The organism is Actinomadura verrucosospora (assembly GCF_039540335.1).
GTDB lineage: Bacteria > Actinomycetota > Actinomycetes > Streptosporangiales > Streptosporangiaceae > Spirillospora > Spirillospora verrucosospora.
In genome coordinates this window covers 40766-56924 of sequence record NZ_BAABEV010000011.1, presented here as the reverse complement: position 1 = coordinate 56924, position 16159 = coordinate 40766, and the positions used below count along the sequence as shown (strand labels likewise).

The following is a 16159-nucleotide window of genomic DNA, read 5'->3' as shown; positions in this document are numbered from 1 at the left end:
TCTTTCACGCGATCCGCCCCGGCGGGCCGCCCGAAGGCGGCGCCGACCGGGGCGGGTGCATCACGTCTCGGTGATTACTTCTCGATGACCGCGAGCACGTCGCGGGCCGAGAGGACGAGGTATTCCTCGCCGTTGTACTTGACCTCGGTGCCGCCGTACTTGCTGTAGAGCACGACCTCGCCGACCTTGACGTCGACGGGGACGCGCTCGCCCTTGTCGTCGACGCGACCCGGGCCAACGGCAAGGACGGTGCCCTCCTGGGGCTTCTCCTTGGCGGTGTCCGGAATCACCAGGCCCGACGCGGTGGTGGTCTCGGCCTCAAGCGGCTGGACGACGATGCGGTCCTCAAGCGGCTTGAGAACAACCTTGGTGGCGGTCGTCACGATCTGACCTCCCCTTCGATTGGTCCTCGGCCGGCCACGGATGACCGACCAGCACATGTGACAGAAGAGGCGACCCTGGACCGGCCTGCCGTCGCGGGTGCCAGACCGACCTTCGTCGCTGTATTTGGCACTCTACCCTTGAGAGTGCCAGTCGTGAGACTATTCCGTGCCCGGTACCCCGTCAACACGGACACGGGCCCGCCCGGCGACCGTCTCCAGAGGTTCACCCGCGGCCGCCGTCCGGTCTCCGCCGTCCGGCTCGGCCGCTAACTTCCACCCTATGGACATCGCGTCGTTCCGGGCCCTGAGCACCCCCTCCGGCCAGGCGCTCCTGAGGGAGACGGCCGAGGCGGACGTGAGCGAGGACGGACTGCTCGCCACGGCGTCCCGCCTGCGGGAGCGGCACGATCCCGCGCTCGTGGCCGCCGCGCTGACGCAGGTCCGGTTGCGCAAAAGGGCACGGGCCAAGTTCGGGGCGGACGCCGACCGCATGTACTTCACGCAGGCGGGGCTTGAGCAGTCGACGCGCGCGAGCGTGGCGGCCTACCGTGCCGGAAGGTTCGCGGACCGGCCGCCCGGCGCGCGCGTGCTGGAGCTCGGATGCGGGATAGGCGCCGACCTCATCGCCCGAGCGCGCGCGGGCCTGGCCGGGGACGGCGTGGAACTGGACCCGCTGACCGCCGAGGTGGCCCGTGCCAACCTGGCCGTCTTCGGGCTGGACGGTCTCGCCTCCGTCCGCGTCGGGGACGCCACCGAGGAGGACCCGTCCGGGTTCGACGCGGTCTTCGCCGATCCTGGGCGGCGCACGGCGCGGGGCCGTGTCTTCGATCCCCGTTCGTATGAGCCGCCGCTCGACGTCGTCCTGGCCATGGCCGGCCAGGTGCCCGCGGCCTGCGTGAAGGTCGCGCCCGGCATCCCGCATGAGGCCGTACCGGACGACGCGGAGGCCGAGTGGATCTCGGTAGGGGGCGAGGTCAAGGAAGCAGCCCTCTGGCTGGGCGGGCTGGCCGGGCCGGTGGGTCGGCGGGCCACTCTCCTCGCGTCCGACACCCATCTCTCGGGAACAGAGCCCCAGGTGTGGACCATGACCCCCCAAGGTCTGGACGACCCGGACGTACGCGCGTGGGGCCGTTACCTGTACGAGCCTGATGGCGCCGTGATCCGGGCCCACTTGGTCGGCGAAGTCGCGGAACTGGTCGGGGGCGGCTTGGCGGACCCGCACATCGCGTACGTCACCTCCGACGAGCTGCGCCCGACGCCCTTCGCCTCCGCCTACGAGGTGGAGGACGTGATGGCGTTCTCCGTGAAGCGGCTGCGCGCCGAGCTGCGCCGCCGCGAGATCGGCGTGCTGACCGTCAAGAAGCGCGGTTCCGCCGTCGACGTCGACCGGCTCCGCCGCGACCTCGGCTTCGGCGGGCGCCGCGCGGGCCGCGGCGCCAAGGAGCTGACCGTCGTGGTGACGCGCGTGGGGCGCGATCCCGTCGCCCTGCTGACGCACCCCGTCGCGGGGCCTGACCAGCCGGTCGCCGGGGCCTGACCCGCCCGGGGCGGGCTCCGCCCGGCAACCCTGCCCAAAGATCTCCCACTGGGCGGCGCAGCACCAAGGGGGACCAGGCGACGCGCCATGGCGGTGCAAATCATCGATGCTTTCCGGCATTGCGCGCACCAGGGATTGCGGCCACCTGGCAAGGGCACGACGCGGCGCGGGAATCGGCGCGCCGAGATCAACCGGCGCGAAAAACACCAAGGCAGGTTCACCGGCCGGGACGCCCGTCCCCCTAAAGCCCTCCCGAAAAGGCCCGGAACCCGCCCCTCGGCATCACTCCCGACGCCTGCGCGTCGGGCGGGTGTGGCCGTCCCCGGGGTTCGGGAACTGCCGATGTTGGACGAGATGTACGGACAGAACGGCACCCGGAACGCCGGACCCGTCCCGCGCCGCCCGCCACCGCCCACCCCACCTATCCCCCCAACACGGGCAATATGCCTGAAGCGGGAAAGGTGCCATGCATTCGGCGATATCTCGCTATCCCGTCTAGTCGGATAACAGGCGCATTCCGCAGAACTCGCAATCTTCTCTGCTACCCGTTTTGGCCGCGCTCTACACGCACTACAGTGGCCACTCCAGAGATTCATTTGCCGTGCGTCATTTCGTCGCGCCGGCACACGAAGGAGCATCGGGTGGAAACGAATCACAACTTCCTGCAGACGGGGGGTCAACCGGTCTCGGATCGGATGCGGGAGTTGCTCGCCCGTGCGGCGCAGGACCACGTCTACGAACAGCGTTCACAGGGTCAGGTCCTCGACGAGATCCGCCAGCGCCTGGAAGGCATGGAGTGGCTTCTCCGCGAGGTCCGGGAGCGCGAGCTCAGCGGGCTGACCGGACAGATCGAGAGCGTCCGCGGGCAGGTCGACGACCTGTCCGGCAAGCCCCCTGAATGGGCCGAGGGCCTGGCCGAGCACATCGAGGCGTTCGGCGAGCGGGTCAAGCCCGTCGCCGAGCTGCCCGCGCTGTGGGCCGACGTCGGCGTGGTGGCCGAGAACGTCGACGAGGGCCTGACCCGCATCCAGGCCGTCCTCGACTCCGCGCAGCAGATCACCGACGCCACGCAGCAGGCGTCGCAGCGCATGGACGAGATGACCAAGCGGCTGGACAAGCTCCAGGGCAGCATGGAGGCCGCGTCCGTCCGCTTCAACCGGCTCGACAAGTCGCTCGCGGAGCTCGGCCACCGGTCCGAGCGGCTCGAACACTCCGTCAACGGGGTCACCTCACGGGTCGACCAGGCGCTCGGCGAGATGGCCGAGCGCATGGAGCAGGGTCTTGAGGCGGTCAACGGCCGGGTCGAGGGCGTCGGCGGCCGCCTCGACGGGCTCGACGGGCGGCTGGACGGCGTCGACGGGCGCCTCGAAGGGGTCTCGGGCAAGCTGGGCGGGCTGGACGGCCGGTTCGAGAGCGTCGACGGGCGGCTCGACGGGCTCGGCGAGCGGATCAACCGGCTGCCCGCCACGCTGGAGATCGCCGAGGTGCACCGGCTGCTGGCCGAGATCGCGCGGCGCCCGGCGGCCGAGTACGGCGACCGGTTCGACGCGCTGGAGAAGCACCTCGCCGAGGCCGTCGACCCGCTGATCGAGGAGCTGCGCGCCCGGCCCGACCGCGACGAGGTCAAGGCCACCATGTCGCAGATCGCCGAGACCGCCTACAGCGACGTCGCCAAGCGCATGGACGAGTTCTCCCGCAGGTTCGAGGACGTGCACGACGACGTCCGCAAGCGCATCGAGAACATCCACGAGGAGGTCGCCAAGCGGGTCGACAGCGCGCTGGAGGAGTTCACCACCCAGGTCGACATCGTCTCCCGCCGCGTCGAGTCCGTGCACGCCGACGTCGCCAAGCAGGTCGGGACCATGCAGGAGGACGTCGCGCGGCAGGTCAGCGGCGTCCACCACGACTTCGGCAAGCGGATCGGCGACATCCACCAGGACGTTACGCGCCAGGTCGGCAGCATCCACGACGACGTCGCCAAGCAGGTCGGCGGCGTCCAGGCCGAATTCGCGAGGCGGGTGGAGAGCATGCAGGACGAGGCCGCGCGGCGCGCCGACGCGGCGCAGGCGGATTTCGCCAAGCGCTTCTCCCATGTCGAGGACGAGGTCGGCCGGAAGGTGGACGGCGTCCACGACGATGTGTCCAAGCAGGTCAACGCGGTGCACGAGGACGTGCTGAAGCGGCTGTCCACCCTGGAGGAGACCATGCTCGCGCTCGCCGAGGCGCTGCTGCGTCCCCGCCGCGAGACCAAGGACTGACGAGCGTCCGGGTGGGGCCGGCGCGGGCCCCACCCGGCATCCTGATACCTCCCGGTATTCGCGGCATTCGTCCCGCGAACCGCCGGGACGACCGAAGATGCTTCGTTCATGTCACCCCGATGACGTGCGTTTTGTTACTTTCCGTCTTCGCAAAATCACTCCCAATACCCTTCGGAATCCGTTTTCATGGATCAGGTGACCCACCTACCGGCTCCCTGCCTGCCGACCGGCGTCCCGCCCGGGCACACCACCCTGCGATGGGTGGAGGAGTGCCTCGGCAAGGGCGCCGAGGTCCGCATGGTGCGGCCCCTCGCCGGCGGCTCCGCCCACGCCAACCACGCCCTCCTCGTCGAGAGCCGCTCCGGCGAGGCGCACCACCTCGTCCTGCGCCGCTGGACCTCCCGCGAGACGGCTCCCCGCCACTGCTACGGCGACGCCGAGTTCTCCCCCGAGCGCGAGATCGCGGCGCTCGCGCTGCTCGCCAGCGGGAAGAAGATCCCCGCACCGTCCCTCGTGGCCGCCGACCCGTCGGGCGCCTACTGCGACGTCCCGGCCCTGCTCCTCACCCGGCTCCGGGGCCATCCGCCGCGCCCGTCCCACGACGACCTTCCCGAGTACCTGATCCAGCTCGCCGCCGCGCTGCTGTCGGTGCACGAGCTGAACGGCGCGTCCACGATGCCGCCCTACGTCCCGCACAACCGCCTCGACGTGCGGCTCCCGCCCAAGCACGCGCTCCGCCCCGACCTGTGGGAGCGCGCCTTCGAGGTCGCCGCCCGGCCCGCCCCGGAGGCGCCCGACCGGTTCATCCACCGCGACTACCACGCCGACAACACCCTGTGGTCGTACGGCAGGCTCACCGGCATCGTCGACTGGTCGGACGCCTCGTCCGGCCCCGTCTCGGTCGACCTCGCCTGCATGCGCCGCGGCCTGGCCCTGCGTTACGGCGCGTCCGTCGCCGACCGCTTCCTGTGCTCCTTCGACCAGGTCTCCGGCGGCCACGCGCACGACCCCTATTGGGACGTCCGCGGCCTCCTCGACCTGCTCCCCGAGGACGGCGTCCGCATGATCGACGAGCCGCAGGTCCCCCTCTGCGAGGACTACCTCGACCGGCTCCTCGCCCAGTGCTGAGAGCTGTGCTGAGAAAGTCGTCCTGAGGCGCCGCCTCGCGGGGGCGGCGCCGCGGGCGTTCAGAGCAGGGTGACGGCCTCGATCGGGAGGCTGGAGTCGGCGGGCAGTTCCAGCTGGGACGGGCCGACGCCGGAGGCGACCAGCTCCGACCCCAGCGCGGCGACCATGGCGCCGTTGTCGGTGCACAGCTTCGGGCGCGGGACCCGCAGGTGCACCCCGGCGGCCGCGCAGCGCTCCGCGGCGAGGGCGCGCAGCCGCGAGTTGGCCGCGACGCCGCCGCCGATCAGCAGGTGGTCGACGCCGTTGTCCTTGCAGACCTTCAGCGCCTTCTGCGTCAGGACGTCGACGACGGCCTCCTGGAAGGACGCCGCGACGTCGGCGACCGGCACGGGCTCGCCCGCCCGCTCCTTCGCCTCGACCCAGCGCGCCACGGCCGTCTTCAGGCCGGAGAACGAGAAGTCGTAGGTGCCGTCGTTGTACTTGCCGCGCGGGAACGCGATCGCGGCCGGGTCGCCCTCGCGGGCCATGCGGTCGATGACGGGCCCGCCGGGGAACCCGAGGTCGAGGACCCGGGCGACCTTGTCGAACGCCTCGCCCGCCGCGTCGTCCACGGTGCTGCCGAGGGGCCGGACGTCGCTCGCCACGTCCGGGACCAGCAGCAGGGAGGAGTGGCCGCCCGAGACCAGCATCGCCACGCACGGCTTCGGCAGCGGGCCGTGTTCGAGCTGGTCGACGCACACGTGCGCGGCCAGGTGGTTGACGCCGTAGAGCGGCTTGCCGAGCGACAGCGCGTACGCCTTGGCGGCGGCGACGCCGACCATCAGCGCGCCCGGCAGCCCCGGGCCCGCGGTGACCGCGAACGCGTCCACGTCGGCGAACGCCACCCCGGCGTCCGCGAGGGCGCGCTCGACGGTCGGCCCCATCGCCTCCAGGTGCGCCCGCGACGCGACCTCCGGCACGACGCCGCCGAACCGGGCGTGCTGGTCCACGCTGGAGGCGATCGCGTCCGCCAGCAGCGTGTGCCCGCGCACGATCCCGACCCCGGTCTCGTCGCAGGAGGTCTCGATGCCGAGCACCAGTGGCTCGTCCCGAATCACGTGAGTCTCCCTGTCTCGCCGTTCGCCCTGTCTTCCCGCCCGCTTCCCGGGCGCCTTCCGCCGCCGCGGTTCATTCGGCCCTGGTGAAGCCCATGGGCGGCCGGTCGCGGAGCTTGCGGCACATGACGATCGCGTCCACGTCCGAGGGCTGGTAGTAGCGCTTGCGGATGCCGACCCGCTCGAAGCCGAACCGCTCGTACAGGCGGTGGGCGGCGTCGTTGTCGGCCCGGACCTCCAGGAACACCGACTCGCTGCCGCGCCGGACGGCCTCCTCCAGCAGGGCGGTGAGCAGCACCGCGCCGATGCCGCCCTTGCGGCGGTCCGCGCGGACCCCGATGGTCTGCACGTCGGCCTGCCCGCCCGCCGCGGCGAGGCCCGCATAGCCGACGATCTCGCCGTCGGGCGTCTCCGCGACGACGTAGTGCCGGGTGCGGGGCTGGTCGGCGAGCTCGCCGGCGAGCATCTCCTCGCTCCAGGTGTCCTCCGGGAACAGCACGCGGTCCAGCCGGTGGACGGCCGGAAGGTCCGCCTCGGTCATGGTCCGCAGGACGACGTCGCTCACGCCGGCGTCACCTTCTTGCGGGGGCCCGGCTCCTTCGCGTCCGGCCGGCGCAGGTAGAGGGGCTCCGGCGGCAGCAGCTCGGGGCCCTTCAGGCCCGACAGCCGCGCGACGACGAGCTCGGCGAGGGCGCTCGCGGTGGGCAGCAGCGGCTCGTGCCCGGAGTCGCCGAGGACCTCCGGGTACAGCGCCGCGCCCTCGCCCACGACGGGCAGCCCCTCGGGCGCGCCCTCCAGGACGTCCGCCGCCGGGCCCACGGCGGGCTCGGTGGCACGGAACCGCGCCGACTCGTACCGCGCCCAGTAGACCTCCTTGCGGCGGGCGTCGGTCGCCACGGCGAACGGCCCGTCCCGCTTGGTGGCCCAGGCCATGATGTCGAGCGTGCAGACGCCGTGCACGGGGACGCTGAGCGCCTCGCCCATCGCGCGGGCGGTGACCAGCCCGACCCGCAGGCCCGTGTAGGGCCCCGGCCCGACGCCGACGGCGATCGCGCTGAGGTCGCCCGGCGCCGCGCCCGCCTCCGCCATCACCTCCGCGATGGACGGGGTGAGCAGCTCGGTGTGGCGCCGCCGGTCGACGGCCTCCGCGAGACCGCGCGGCACCGCGCCCTCGCCCGGGGTCCACTCGTACAGCGCCACGGTGATCGCGGCGGTCGCGGTATCGAAAGCCAAGACCAGCACGGGTTGTAAGCCTACCGGCCGCCGGCACGGGGTCGTCCGGCTCTTTCGCAGCCGGGTTCGGACGGATCGGCGCGGGTTCGAGCGGATCGCCCGCCGGCTCAGGCCCGGCTCAGCGCGGTGACGACGGCCTTGGTGACGTCGGTGGCGCCGCCGGTGGCGGCGTCCGACGACAGGGGGTCTCCCTTGTCCGAGCCCGAGTAGTGGACGGTGACCAGGACGTTGGCGACCCGGACGTTGCCGACGGCCTCGCCGGAGCCCTGGTTGTCGTCCACGCTGTAGACGATGTAGCCCTCGTCGCCGACGCCGGTGAGCCGGATCTTGTCGGTGAGCTTCTGCCCGGCCAGCAGCGCCTTGCCGGACTCGTCGGCGGTCCGCTCGGCCGCGAACGTCCTGCGGGCGGACTCCGTGGGCGACGCCGCGCCCCCCGCCGCGATCGCGCGCAGCTCGATGGTGAGCTGCCGCCTCCGCTCGCCCGCGTAGGCGCCCCAGACGCACTGGTTCTGCTGGTCGCCGCCCTGGTAGTTGTCGGCCTCGGTGCGCTCGGACTCGGGCGCCAGCCGCTTGATCAGGTCGTCGCCGACGATCGTGCAGGAGTCGGGGACGGCGGTGCGCTCGCCCTTGGCCGTCGGGGAGTTGTCGGTGGCGCCGCTGCCGACGACCTGGCCGGCGCTCTTGTCGCCGCTCGCGCCGACGCCCGCCAGGACGGCGAACGCCGCGAACCCGCACACGGCGACACCGGCGACGACGCCGCCGAGGACGACGGCCCAGCGCCGCCCGTTCCGGCGCTCGCGCGCCCGGTGGCTGCCGGTGCGGTATCCGCCGCTCCCGCCGCGACGGGTCCCGCCGCCCGCCCGGTATCCGCCGCTTTCGGTGCGGTATCCGCCGCTTTCGTTGCGGTATCCGCCGCCGTCCGTGCGGTAGCCGCCGCTACCCGTCTCGTACGGGCCGGTCTCCCGCTGGTACGGGCCGCTGCCCGGCCGTCCGGAGGAGTACCGCTCGTAGCGGTCGTCGCCCGTGCCGTCTCCACCGCCGTCCGGCCGGTAACCGCCGCCTGATCCCCGGCCACCGCCCGAAGCGCGGTAGCTGTCGCGGTAATTCCCGCTGCGATGGCTACCACTCACCGGCCCCACTCCCGTTCGGAATCGATATGTCGCGAAGGTGAGGTTCGTTCCGGCAAAGAGTACGACATCAAGCCGTAAAATGGACCAACCGGCCAGGCAAAAACCGTAGAAGTTGCCAGATCCAGATCATCCGGGGCCGAGTCGCAGGTCCGACCAGCGATCACCGACCCCGACGATCCTTACCTCGCGCCCCTCGCCGGGGCCTTCTCCGCGAGAAATGATCACTTCCAGCCGGTCGTCGGCGAGGCCCTCGGCGAGCCCTTCTCCCCATTCCACGATCGTCACCGAATCCTCGACCGACGCGTCGAGATCGAGATCGTCCAGTTCCGCGAAACCGCCCAGCCGGTAGGCGTCCACGTGCACCAGCGACGGGCCGCCCGCCAGCGACGGATGCACCCGCGCGATGACGAACGTGGGCGAGGTGATCGGGCCCCGCACCTTCAGCCCCTCGCCGATTCCCTGGGTGAGGGTCGTCTTGCCCGCGCCGAGGTGGCCCGTCATCACGAGCAGGTCGCCCGCCCGCAGCAGCCCGGCCAGGCGCAGCCCGAGCTCGCGCATGTCCTCGGCGGCGGGGACGGTGACGGTCACGGCTTTCACGCGGTGCGCTCCTCTTCCTCGTAGGCGGGACGGACCCGTTCGACCAGCCGGCGCAGCCCACCGGTCACCACGCCGGGGTACTCCAGCGGCAGCACGTGCCCGGCCTCCTCCACCTCTACCAGTTCCGCGTCCGGCAGCGCCTCGGCGATCCGGCGGGCGTGCTCCGCGGGGGTCAGCCGGTCGCGGCCGCCCGCCAGCACCAGTGTGGGCACGCCGCGGAGCACGTCCAGGCACCCGATCTTGTCGTGCGCCATCAGCGCCGGGTAGTACTCCGCGATCACGTCGATCGGCGTCTCCCTGATCATCTGCTCCAGGAAGCCCACCACCGACGGGCTGACGTACTTGTCGGCGAACGCCATCTTCCGCGTGACGACGAACGCCAGGTCGGCGCCGAGCCCGCGGGCCCTGTCGACGAGGTCGGCGCGGCGGCCGAGGCCGCGCAGCGTCCCGGGGGCGAGCGGCCGGACGGCCTTGGCGAGCACCAGCGGCAGGCCCAGCGTCATCTCCCCGAGGTCGCCGCAGGAGGTGTTCACCAGCGCCACGCCCACGACCCGCGACCCGAACAGCTCGGGGTGCCGGTCCGCCAGCGCCATGATCGACATACCGCCCATGGAGTGCCCCACGAGGACGATCGGACCGCCCGGCGGGACGGCCGCGTCCAGCACCGCGCGCAGGTCGTCGCCGGTCTGCTCGATCGTCGCGTCCCCGGGCCTGCCGCGTCCCGAACGGCCGTGGCTGCGCTGGTCCCAGAACACCAGCCGCAGCGAGCCCCGCAGATCGCGGCGCTGGTAGTGCCACGAGTCCTGGTTGAGGGTGTAGCCGTGGCTGAACACGACGGTGAGGTCGGCGTCGTCGGGGCCGTCCACCTCCACGTGCAGCGGGACGCCGTCGTCCGCCCGGACGGTCAGCTCCCGCCCGCGCAGCTCCCCGAAGGGCTCGGCCGCGTCGGGGTCGGGGCGCAGCCGCACCCGGCCGACGGCGAGGTGCCGCAGCCCGACCGCCGCCCCCACCCCCGCGGCGCCCACGCCCGCGACGACACCGGCGAGGCCGATCCTGCGCCTGTTCCTGCTGTCCATGACCGCGCCCCCTACAGCCCCCCACCCGGGTACGCCCTCGGCACCCGGGCTCCGATGCGGGTGACGATCTCATACGAGATCGTCCCCAGCGCCTCCGCCCACTCCTGCGCGGTCGGCTCGCCCCGGTCCCCCGGGCCGAACAGGACGATCTCGTCTCCCGCCGCGAGCGGGTCGTCGCCGAGGTCGACGACGAACTGGTCCATGCAGACCCGCCCGGCGATCGTCCTGCGGCGCCCGCCCGCGAGGACCTGCAGCACGTTGGACCCGTGCCGCGGGATCCCGTCCCCGTACCCCACGGGCACCACGGCCAGCGTGGTCTCCCGCTCGGTGTGGTAGGTGTGACCGTACGACACTCCGCTGCCCGCCGGAACCCGCTTGACCAGCGCCGCGTCCGCCACGAGCGTCATCGCGGGCCGCAGCCCGAACCCGCCGAGCGCCGGCACCGGCGTCAGCCCGTACGTCGCGATGCCGGGCCGGACGAGGTCGAAGCGCGCCTCCGGCAGCGTCAGCGCCGCCGCCGAGTTCGCGATGTGCCGCACCTCGAACCGCGCCCCCGCCTTCTCGGCGTGCGCGACCATCTCGGTGAACGCGCCGACCTGCGCCGCGATCGAGGGATGTCCGGGTTCGTCCGCGCAGGCGAAGTGCGACATGACCCCGGCCACCCGCACGTGCCCGGTGGCCTCGGCCTTGAGCGCCGCGTCGACCAGCGCCTCCCACCCGTCGCCCCGCGCGCCCCCGCGCGACATGCCCGTGTCGGCCTTGAGGTGGATCCGCGCCTCGCGCCCGGACAGCTCCGCCGCCCGGACGACCTCGTCCAGCAGCCAGACCGCCCCCACGGTCAGGTCCACGCCCCGCGCGACGGCCTCCTCGTAGGGCTCGCCGGGAACGCCCAGGCAGACCAGCGTGCGGGCGGTGACCCCCGCGTCCCGCAGGCGCAGCGCCTCCGCCAGCTTCGCGACGCCCAGCCAGGACGCGCCGCCGGCGAGCGCCGCGCGGGCGGCCTCCACCAGCCCGTGCCCGTACGCCTCGGCCTTCACCATGGCCATCACCTCGGCGCCCCCCGCGCGCTCGCGCAGCACCCCGATGTTGTGGCCGATGGCGCCGAGATCGACCCGTGCCTCCGCAGGAACCCTCATGGTCACCCAGTCTGCCGTCCCCACCCCCATGCCCGCGCCTCATCCCCCAGGTCACGGCCGGAACGGCCCCGCACGAGCCCGCCCCCGGCACCCCTTCTGCCCTGTATGACGCGAATGCCCGACTGTGGGTTCGACCCCCGCCCCGCGCGGGGCGGGGGATCGCTACCCCTGGGCGGAGACGACCCTGAAGGCGGCGGGGAGGGCGTCGACCACGTCCTGGGCGCTGATGGGGGCCTCGGCGCCGGGGGTGGGGGACGAGGCCAGGCGGGCGGCGAGGCCGTGGAGGTAGGCGCCGGCGGCGGCCGCGTCGAGGGCGGGCATGCCGCCGGCGAGCAGGGCGCCGATCAGGCCCGACAGGACGTCGCCCGTGCCGGCGGCGGCGAGGCGGGGGGTGCCCGTCGGGTTCACGCGGACGGGGCGGTCCTGCTCGGCGACCAGGGTCGTGGAGCCCTTGAGCAGGACGGTCGCGGAGAGCTCGGCGGCGGCGCGGCGGACGTGGTCGAGCCGGGCGGCCTCGATGTCCTCGCGGGCGGCGGCGATGAGGCGCGACAGCTCGCCCGCGTGCGGGGTGAGGACGGTCGGGGCGGCGCGGCGCAGCAGGTCGCGGCGGCGGGCCAGGACGGTGAGGCCGTCGGCGTCCACCAGCACGGGCAGGTCGGTGGTGAGGACGGCCTCCAGCAGCGACTCGGCGGCGTCGCCGGTGCCGAGGCCGGGGCCGGCGACCCAGGCCTGGACCCGTCCGATGCGCTCAAGGACGCCCGCGTCGTGGCGGCCCGGCTCGATGACCGTGGTGACCGCTTCGGGCCAGCGGCTCCGGACGAGCCCGACCGGGCGCTCCACCGAGGCGAAGCGGACCATTCCGGCGCCGCCGCGGACGGCGCCGCCCGTGCTGAGGACGGCCGCGCCGGTGAACTGGTCGCCGCCGGCGAGGATGCCGACGACGCCGCGGCGGTACTTGTCGGACTCGGGGCGCGGCTCGGGCGGGGCGACGTCGGCGGGGCGGGCCGCGACGACGTCGGGGTCCGGCAGGTCGGGGCCGAGCCCGATGTCGACCAGCTCGACCACGCCGCAGTGGGCCGCGCCCGGGTCGATGAGCAGGCCCGGCTTGTGCGTGCCGAAGGTGACGGTGACGTCGGCGTGGACGGCGGCGCCCTCGACGCGGCCGGTGCTCGCGTCCACGCCGCTCGGGACGTCGCAGGCGACGACGAGCCCGGCGGATTCGGAGGCGAGCGCGGCGTAGCGGGCGTGGGGCTCGCGGAGGCCGCCGGAGCCGCCGATGCCGGTCAGGCCGTCGATGATCAGGTCGGCGCCGGCGATCGCGGCCTCAGCGCCGGAGTCCAGCAGGCGGCCGCCCGCGGCGCGCAGGTCCGCCAGCCCGCCGGGGTGAACGCCGGACCCCGCCTGGACGGCCCAGACGCGGGCGCCGCGCCGGGCGAGGCGGGCCCCGGCGTACAGGGCGTCGCCGCCGTTGTCGCCGCCGCCGACCAGCAGGACGACGCGGGCCCCGTACACGGCGGGCAGGAGGCGCGCGCAGACCGAGGCCAGCCCGGCGGCGGCCCGCTGCATCAGGGCGCCGTCCGGGAGCCGGGCCATGAGGGCCTGCTCGGCCGCCCGGACCTTGCCGACCTCGTGCGCGTACCTCATCCGCGGCTCCCCAAGTCGATCACACACTTAGAGTGCCACGTGGGGACCGTCCGCAACCTCCGGCAGGGGTGATCACAACTTGCACCGCAAGTTTCGGTGTCATGTGCGTAAAAGAATCTTCAGCCGTAGAATCTTGCTCCACCGGTCCGATGTATTCGCGCCGCGACCCCCCGGTGCGGCAGAATGCGCCCAGATCAGTCCGCCGGGACTGGAGAGGCCCGAGCAATGAGCACTTCCCGAGGTCCCTCCGTCCGGCAGCGGCGGCTGGCCGCCGAGCTCCGGAGACTGCGCGAGCGCATGGGTCTGACCGGAGACGAGGTCGCCGAACGGCTCGCCTGGTCCACAGCCAAGGTCAGCCGGATCGAGAACGCGCGGACCGGCGCGAAGATCGGCGATGTGCGGCGGCTGCTCGATCTGTACGAGATCGACGGCCCGCGGCACGACGACCTGATCGCCCTGGCGCACGACGCCGCCCAGCGGGGCTGGTGGGAGGACTACCGCGACCTGCCGAGCCCGCTCGCCGACTTCATCGCGCTGGAGTCCGAGGCCACGGCGGCCAGGGAATGGGGCAGCACGGTCATTCCCGGGCTGCTGCAGTCGGAGAGCTACGCCCGAAATGTGATCGGCGGCTGGAGCGACCTGGCCACCCTGCCCCCGCAGGAACTCGAACGCCGGCTGGAGGTGCGAATGCGGCGGCGCGAACTGCTGGACGCGCCCACTCCGCTGGAACTGTCGGCGATTATCGACGAGGCGGTTCTGCGGCGCCGCATCGGCGATCACAAGGTCATGCGCGAGCAACTCGAACATCTGTACCAGATGACCGAGCGGCCGAACGTCAACGTGCAGATCTTGCCCTTGGACATAGCACACTCGGTGTTGGCTGAATCGTTTATCCTTCTAGAATTCTCTTCGGTGCACGACATCACCTTTCCTGATATCGTGCATACCGAATCACTGACGATCAGCCACTTCGGGGATGAAGCCGTCACCTATATGTACCGGCTCGCCTATTCGAGCCTGTCCCGGCAGGCGCTGGACGCCGCGGAATCGCGGCGGCGCATCGCCGAGGTCAAAGAGGCGTGGTGACGGTCCGCCGAGGGGCTCAATTTTTGTGAAAGGCACCGAGTGTCCCCTTTCGCCACTCCTGTACCACAATGGAGGAAAAGCGCCCACTGCGGGGCGAGCAACACCTGCGTCGAGATCGCCACATTGGCCGATTCTTCCCGTTTTATCGGGGCGCGAGACGCGAAGCACGGCACGCAGAGTCCGGTCCTGTCGTTCTCTCAGGCAGAATGGCGGGAATTTCTCAAACGAGCGAAGAAGGGTGATTTCGACCTGGGCTGCTGACCCGGCGCCGACGCGCCGTCCGGCCCCGTCCGCACAGGGCGGCGCGGGGCCACGACGCAGGGGCCGGGTCCACCGCTGACCCGGCTCGTCGCCCTCCCACCCGCAACTCTGGAACTACCTCGGCACGCCTGTCACACGGGTACCGCGCCACCCGGACGTGATCAGGCGTTTTTTGCGATCTTGTTACCGTGTGCTTGAGCACCGGCAGCGCGGCCGCGGGCAATGCAACTTTCAATGCAGGGAGCCGGAATGAGTTTCCAGGGGACACCGCCCGCCCGATGGAGAAAGAGCGCTCGATGCGGCGCCAGCAACGGCTGCGTCGAGGTCGCACGGCGTGGAGAGGACGCCATATCCGTACGCGACACCGAGGACGCCGCGACGATCCTGTCGTTCCGGCCCGACGAATGGCGCAGGTTCACGGAGGAGGCCAAAGGCGGCCGTTTCGACCACCCGCTGAAATAGTCACTGCAACTTGCATCGCCGGAGAGATTCCCAACCGGCCAGAGAATTGCGTCCAGCGGGAGCGGATACGCGCCGCCGCATGATAAGCCCCATGTTTTTCCGCCGCACCCCCGCTCCCGCTGATCGCATTTCCCGGAAGGTGATCGCATTGGGGTCCCGTTCACGCCACGCGAACGCCTCGGGGAACCCGGTGCAATGGCGTCCGCAGGCGGGAGGCCGTGATCATTACCGCGCCTCCCGCGAGGGCCAGGTCGAAGGCCAGCCCCCACGGCCACACCGCGGCCCCGTCCCGGCGGTGCGGCTCGTAGCCGCGGTCCGCCTCGCGGAGCCCGCGCACGCTGCGGCTGATCTGTCCGAGCGGGTCGGACGACGCCGAACGGGTGATCACCTGGTCGCCGACAATGATCCGGCGCTCGGGCAGGCGCGGCGCCGCGTCCGCGAGCGCGACGACCGGGTTCGGGGCCAGTAGCCACCAGATCCGCTCGGTGTGGTCCCGGTCGTACCCGCCGTAGGCGCCGTCGACGTGCTCGGACGTGAGCGGTACCGCCAGCGTGAACAGCAGCGGCGTCCCGACGAGCAGGCCGAACACCGTCAGGTACGACATCAGGATCGAGGTGACGCTGCGGGCCAGCACCGCCGACCAAGCCTGCGAGACCGCGCACACCACGCCGATCATCAGCGCCGTCACGAACAGGACGACGAGGGCCCGGCCCGCGCCGATGGCGCCCTCGGCGACCGGCAGCAGCAGGCTCGGCAGCGTCAGGAGCAGCGCGACCAGCCCGGTCCCCCAGGCGGCGGCGAGCTTGCCGAGCGCGATCTCGCCCGGCGTGAGCCGGGTGACCTGCAGCGTCGCCAGCGTCCCGCGCTCCCGGTCCCCGTTGACCGACTGCCCGCCGAGCGCCGGGGAGACGAGCAGCGTCAGCACCAGCACCCCGAGCAGGACCCCGCCGAACATGGGGACGCCGGGCTCGCCGTAGGAGGAGGCGTCGCCGTACTCCAGCGCCACCCGGAACAGCAGCCCGAGCCCGTTGACGACCAGGAACCAGACCGCGAGGAGGGTCTTCCAGCGTCCGGTCCGCAGCCGCGTCCTGATCTCCTGCCGCGCCACCAGGCCGACTCCGCGTGCGGTCACGG

16 protein-coding genes are annotated in these 16159 nt (G+C 72.5%); 6 read left to right on the top strand and 10 right to left on the bottom strand.

Annotated elements, in window-relative coordinates; genetic code table 11:
- Positions 1-74: 74 nt before the first annotated feature.
- Positions 75-383 carry a co-chaperone GroES gene (gene groES / locus ABD944_RS14895; protein WP_089324409.1) on the bottom strand — a complete coding sequence of 103 codons (309 nt, stop codon included), beginning with the start codon at positions 381-383 and terminating at the stop codon, positions 75-77.
- 280 nt (positions 384-663) lie between these two features.
- On the opposite strand from groES, the gene ABD944_RS14890 reads away from it, so the two are divergent.
- The 3 genes from ABD944_RS14890 to ABD944_RS14880 all read left to right on the top strand — a co-directional run bounded on the left by ABD944_RS14890 (position 664) and on the right by ABD944_RS14880 (position 5306).
- Complete coding sequence (locus ABD944_RS14890) at positions 664-1920, top strand: THUMP-like domain-containing protein (protein WP_345176515.1); 1257 nt, start codon at positions 664-666, stop codon at positions 1918-1920.
- A gap of 641 nt (positions 1921-2561) precedes the next feature.
- Positions 2562-4178, top strand: coding sequence for a hypothetical protein (locus ABD944_RS14885; RefSeq protein ID WP_345176512.1), 1617 nt, complete (start codon positions 2562-2564; stop codon positions 4176-4178).
- 186 nt (positions 4179-4364) lie between these two features.
- The gene (locus ABD944_RS14880; protein ID WP_378187488.1) at positions 4365-5306 is read left to right on the top strand and encodes a phosphotransferase family protein; all 942 of its coding nucleotides are present in this window, start codon (positions 4365-4367) and stop codon (positions 5304-5306) included.
- Positions 5307-5365: 59 nt separating this feature from the next.
- On the opposite strand, the gene tsaD is transcribed toward ABD944_RS14880, so the two are convergent.
- The 8 genes from tsaD to ABD944_RS14840 all read right to left on the bottom strand — a co-directional run bounded on the left by tsaD (position 5366) and on the right by ABD944_RS14840 (position 13216).
- The gene (gene tsaD, locus ABD944_RS14875) at positions 5366-6403 is read right to left on the bottom strand and encodes a tRNA (adenosine(37)-N6)-threonylcarbamoyltransferase complex transferase subunit TsaD (RefSeq protein WP_345176506.1); all 1038 of its coding nucleotides are present in this window, start codon (positions 6401-6403) and stop codon (positions 5366-5368) included.
- Between the two features lie 70 nt (positions 6404-6473).
- Positions 6474-6965 (bottom strand): ribosomal protein S18-alanine N-acetyltransferase, encoded by a 492-nt coding sequence (gene rimI, locus ABD944_RS14870; RefSeq protein ID WP_345176501.1) that lies wholly within the window; start codon positions 6963-6965, stop codon positions 6474-6476.
- Positions 6962-7642 carry a tRNA (adenosine(37)-N6)-threonylcarbamoyltransferase complex dimerization subunit type 1 TsaB gene (tsaB, locus tag ABD944_RS14865; RefSeq protein ID WP_345176498.1) on the bottom strand — a complete coding sequence of 227 codons (681 nt, stop codon included), beginning with the start codon at positions 7640-7642 and terminating at the stop codon, positions 6962-6964. Before tsaB ends, rimI begins: the two co-directional genes overlap by 4 nt.
- Positions 7643-7740: 98 nt before the next feature.
- Positions 7741-8763: a hypothetical protein gene (locus ABD944_RS14860; RefSeq protein ID WP_345176494.1), complete on the bottom strand. Its 1023-nt coding sequence runs from the start codon at positions 8761-8763 to the stop codon at positions 7741-7743.
- 126 nt (positions 8764-8889) lie between these two features.
- Positions 8890-9321 carry a tRNA (adenosine(37)-N6)-threonylcarbamoyltransferase complex ATPase subunit type 1 TsaE gene (tsaE, locus tag ABD944_RS14855; RefSeq protein ID WP_345176827.1) on the bottom strand — a complete coding sequence of 144 codons (432 nt, stop codon included), beginning with the start codon at positions 9319-9321 and terminating at the stop codon, positions 8890-8892.
- A 35-nt stretch (positions 9322-9356) separates the two neighbouring features.
- Complete coding sequence (locus tag ABD944_RS14850; RefSeq protein ID WP_345176491.1) at positions 9357-10436, bottom strand: alpha/beta fold hydrolase; 1080 nt, start codon at positions 10434-10436, stop codon at positions 9357-9359.
- Between the two features lie 11 nt (positions 10437-10447).
- Positions 10448-11572, bottom strand: coding sequence for an alanine racemase (alr, locus tag ABD944_RS14845; RefSeq protein WP_345176487.1), 1125 nt, complete (start codon positions 11570-11572; stop codon positions 10448-10450).
- Positions 11573-11734: 162 nt separating this feature from the next.
- Positions 11735-13216: an NAD(P)H-hydrate dehydratase gene (locus tag ABD944_RS14840; protein ID WP_345176484.1), complete on the bottom strand. Its 1482-nt coding sequence runs from the start codon at positions 13214-13216 to the stop codon at positions 11735-11737.
- Between the two features lie 225 nt (positions 13217-13441).
- Here ABD944_RS14840 and ABD944_RS14835 point away from each other — a divergent pair, with 225 nt between their 5' ends.
- From ABD944_RS14835 to ABD944_RS14825, 3 genes are all read left to right on the top strand, one after another.
- Positions 13442-14302: a helix-turn-helix domain-containing protein gene (locus ABD944_RS14835; protein ID WP_345176482.1), complete on the top strand. Its 861-nt coding sequence runs from the start codon at positions 13442-13444 to the stop codon at positions 14300-14302.
- A 39-nt stretch (positions 14303-14341) separates the two neighbouring features.
- On the top strand, positions 14342-14563 hold the full coding sequence (locus tag ABD944_RS14830; protein WP_345176477.1) for a DUF397 domain-containing protein: 222 nt from the start codon (positions 14342-14344) through the stop codon (positions 14561-14563).
- A gap of 249 nt (positions 14564-14812) precedes the next feature.
- The gene (locus ABD944_RS14825) at positions 14813-15025 is read left to right on the top strand and encodes a DUF397 domain-containing protein (protein WP_345176475.1); all 213 of its coding nucleotides are present in this window, start codon (positions 14813-14815) and stop codon (positions 15023-15025) included.
- Positions 15026-15185: 160 nt separating this feature from the next.
- Here ABD944_RS14825 and ABD944_RS14820 read toward each other — a convergent pair whose 3' ends face one another.
- Positions 15186-16157, bottom strand: a complete 972-nt coding sequence (locus ABD944_RS14820; RefSeq protein ID WP_345176472.1) for an ABC transporter permease — start codon at positions 16155-16157, stop codon at positions 15186-15188.
- Positions 16158-16159 lie beyond the last annotated feature (2 nt).

Coding starts and splice junctions, on each gene's coding strand:
- ABD944_RS14890 (WP_345176515.1), top strand. CDS start 664: ATGGACATCGCGTCGTTCCGGGCCCTGAGCACCCCCTCCGGCCAGGCG.
- ABD944_RS14880 (WP_378187488.1), top strand. CDS start 4,365: ATGGATCAGGTGACCCACCTACCGGCTCCCTGCCTGCCGACCGGCGTC.
- tsaE (WP_345176827.1), bottom strand. CDS start 9,321: ATGCGCGAGCTCGGGCTGCGCCTGGCCGGGCTGCTGCGGGCGGGCGAC.
- ABD944_RS14850 (WP_345176491.1), bottom strand. CDS start 10,436: ATGGACAGCAGGAACAGGCGCAGGATCGGCCTCGCCGGTGTCGTCGCG.
- alr (WP_345176487.1), bottom strand. CDS start 11,572: ATGAGGGTTCCTGCGGAGGCACGGGTCGATCTCGGCGCCATCGGCCAC.
- ABD944_RS14840 (WP_345176484.1), bottom strand. CDS start 13,216: ATGAGGTACGCGCACGAGGTCGGCAAGGTCCGGGCGGCCGAGCAGGCC.
- ABD944_RS14835 (WP_345176482.1), top strand. CDS start 13,442: ATGAGCACTTCCCGAGGTCCCTCCGTCCGGCAGCGGCGGCTGGCCGCC.
- ABD944_RS14825 (WP_345176475.1), top strand. CDS start 14,813: ATGAGTTTCCAGGGGACACCGCCCGCCCGATGGAGAAAGAGCGCTCGA.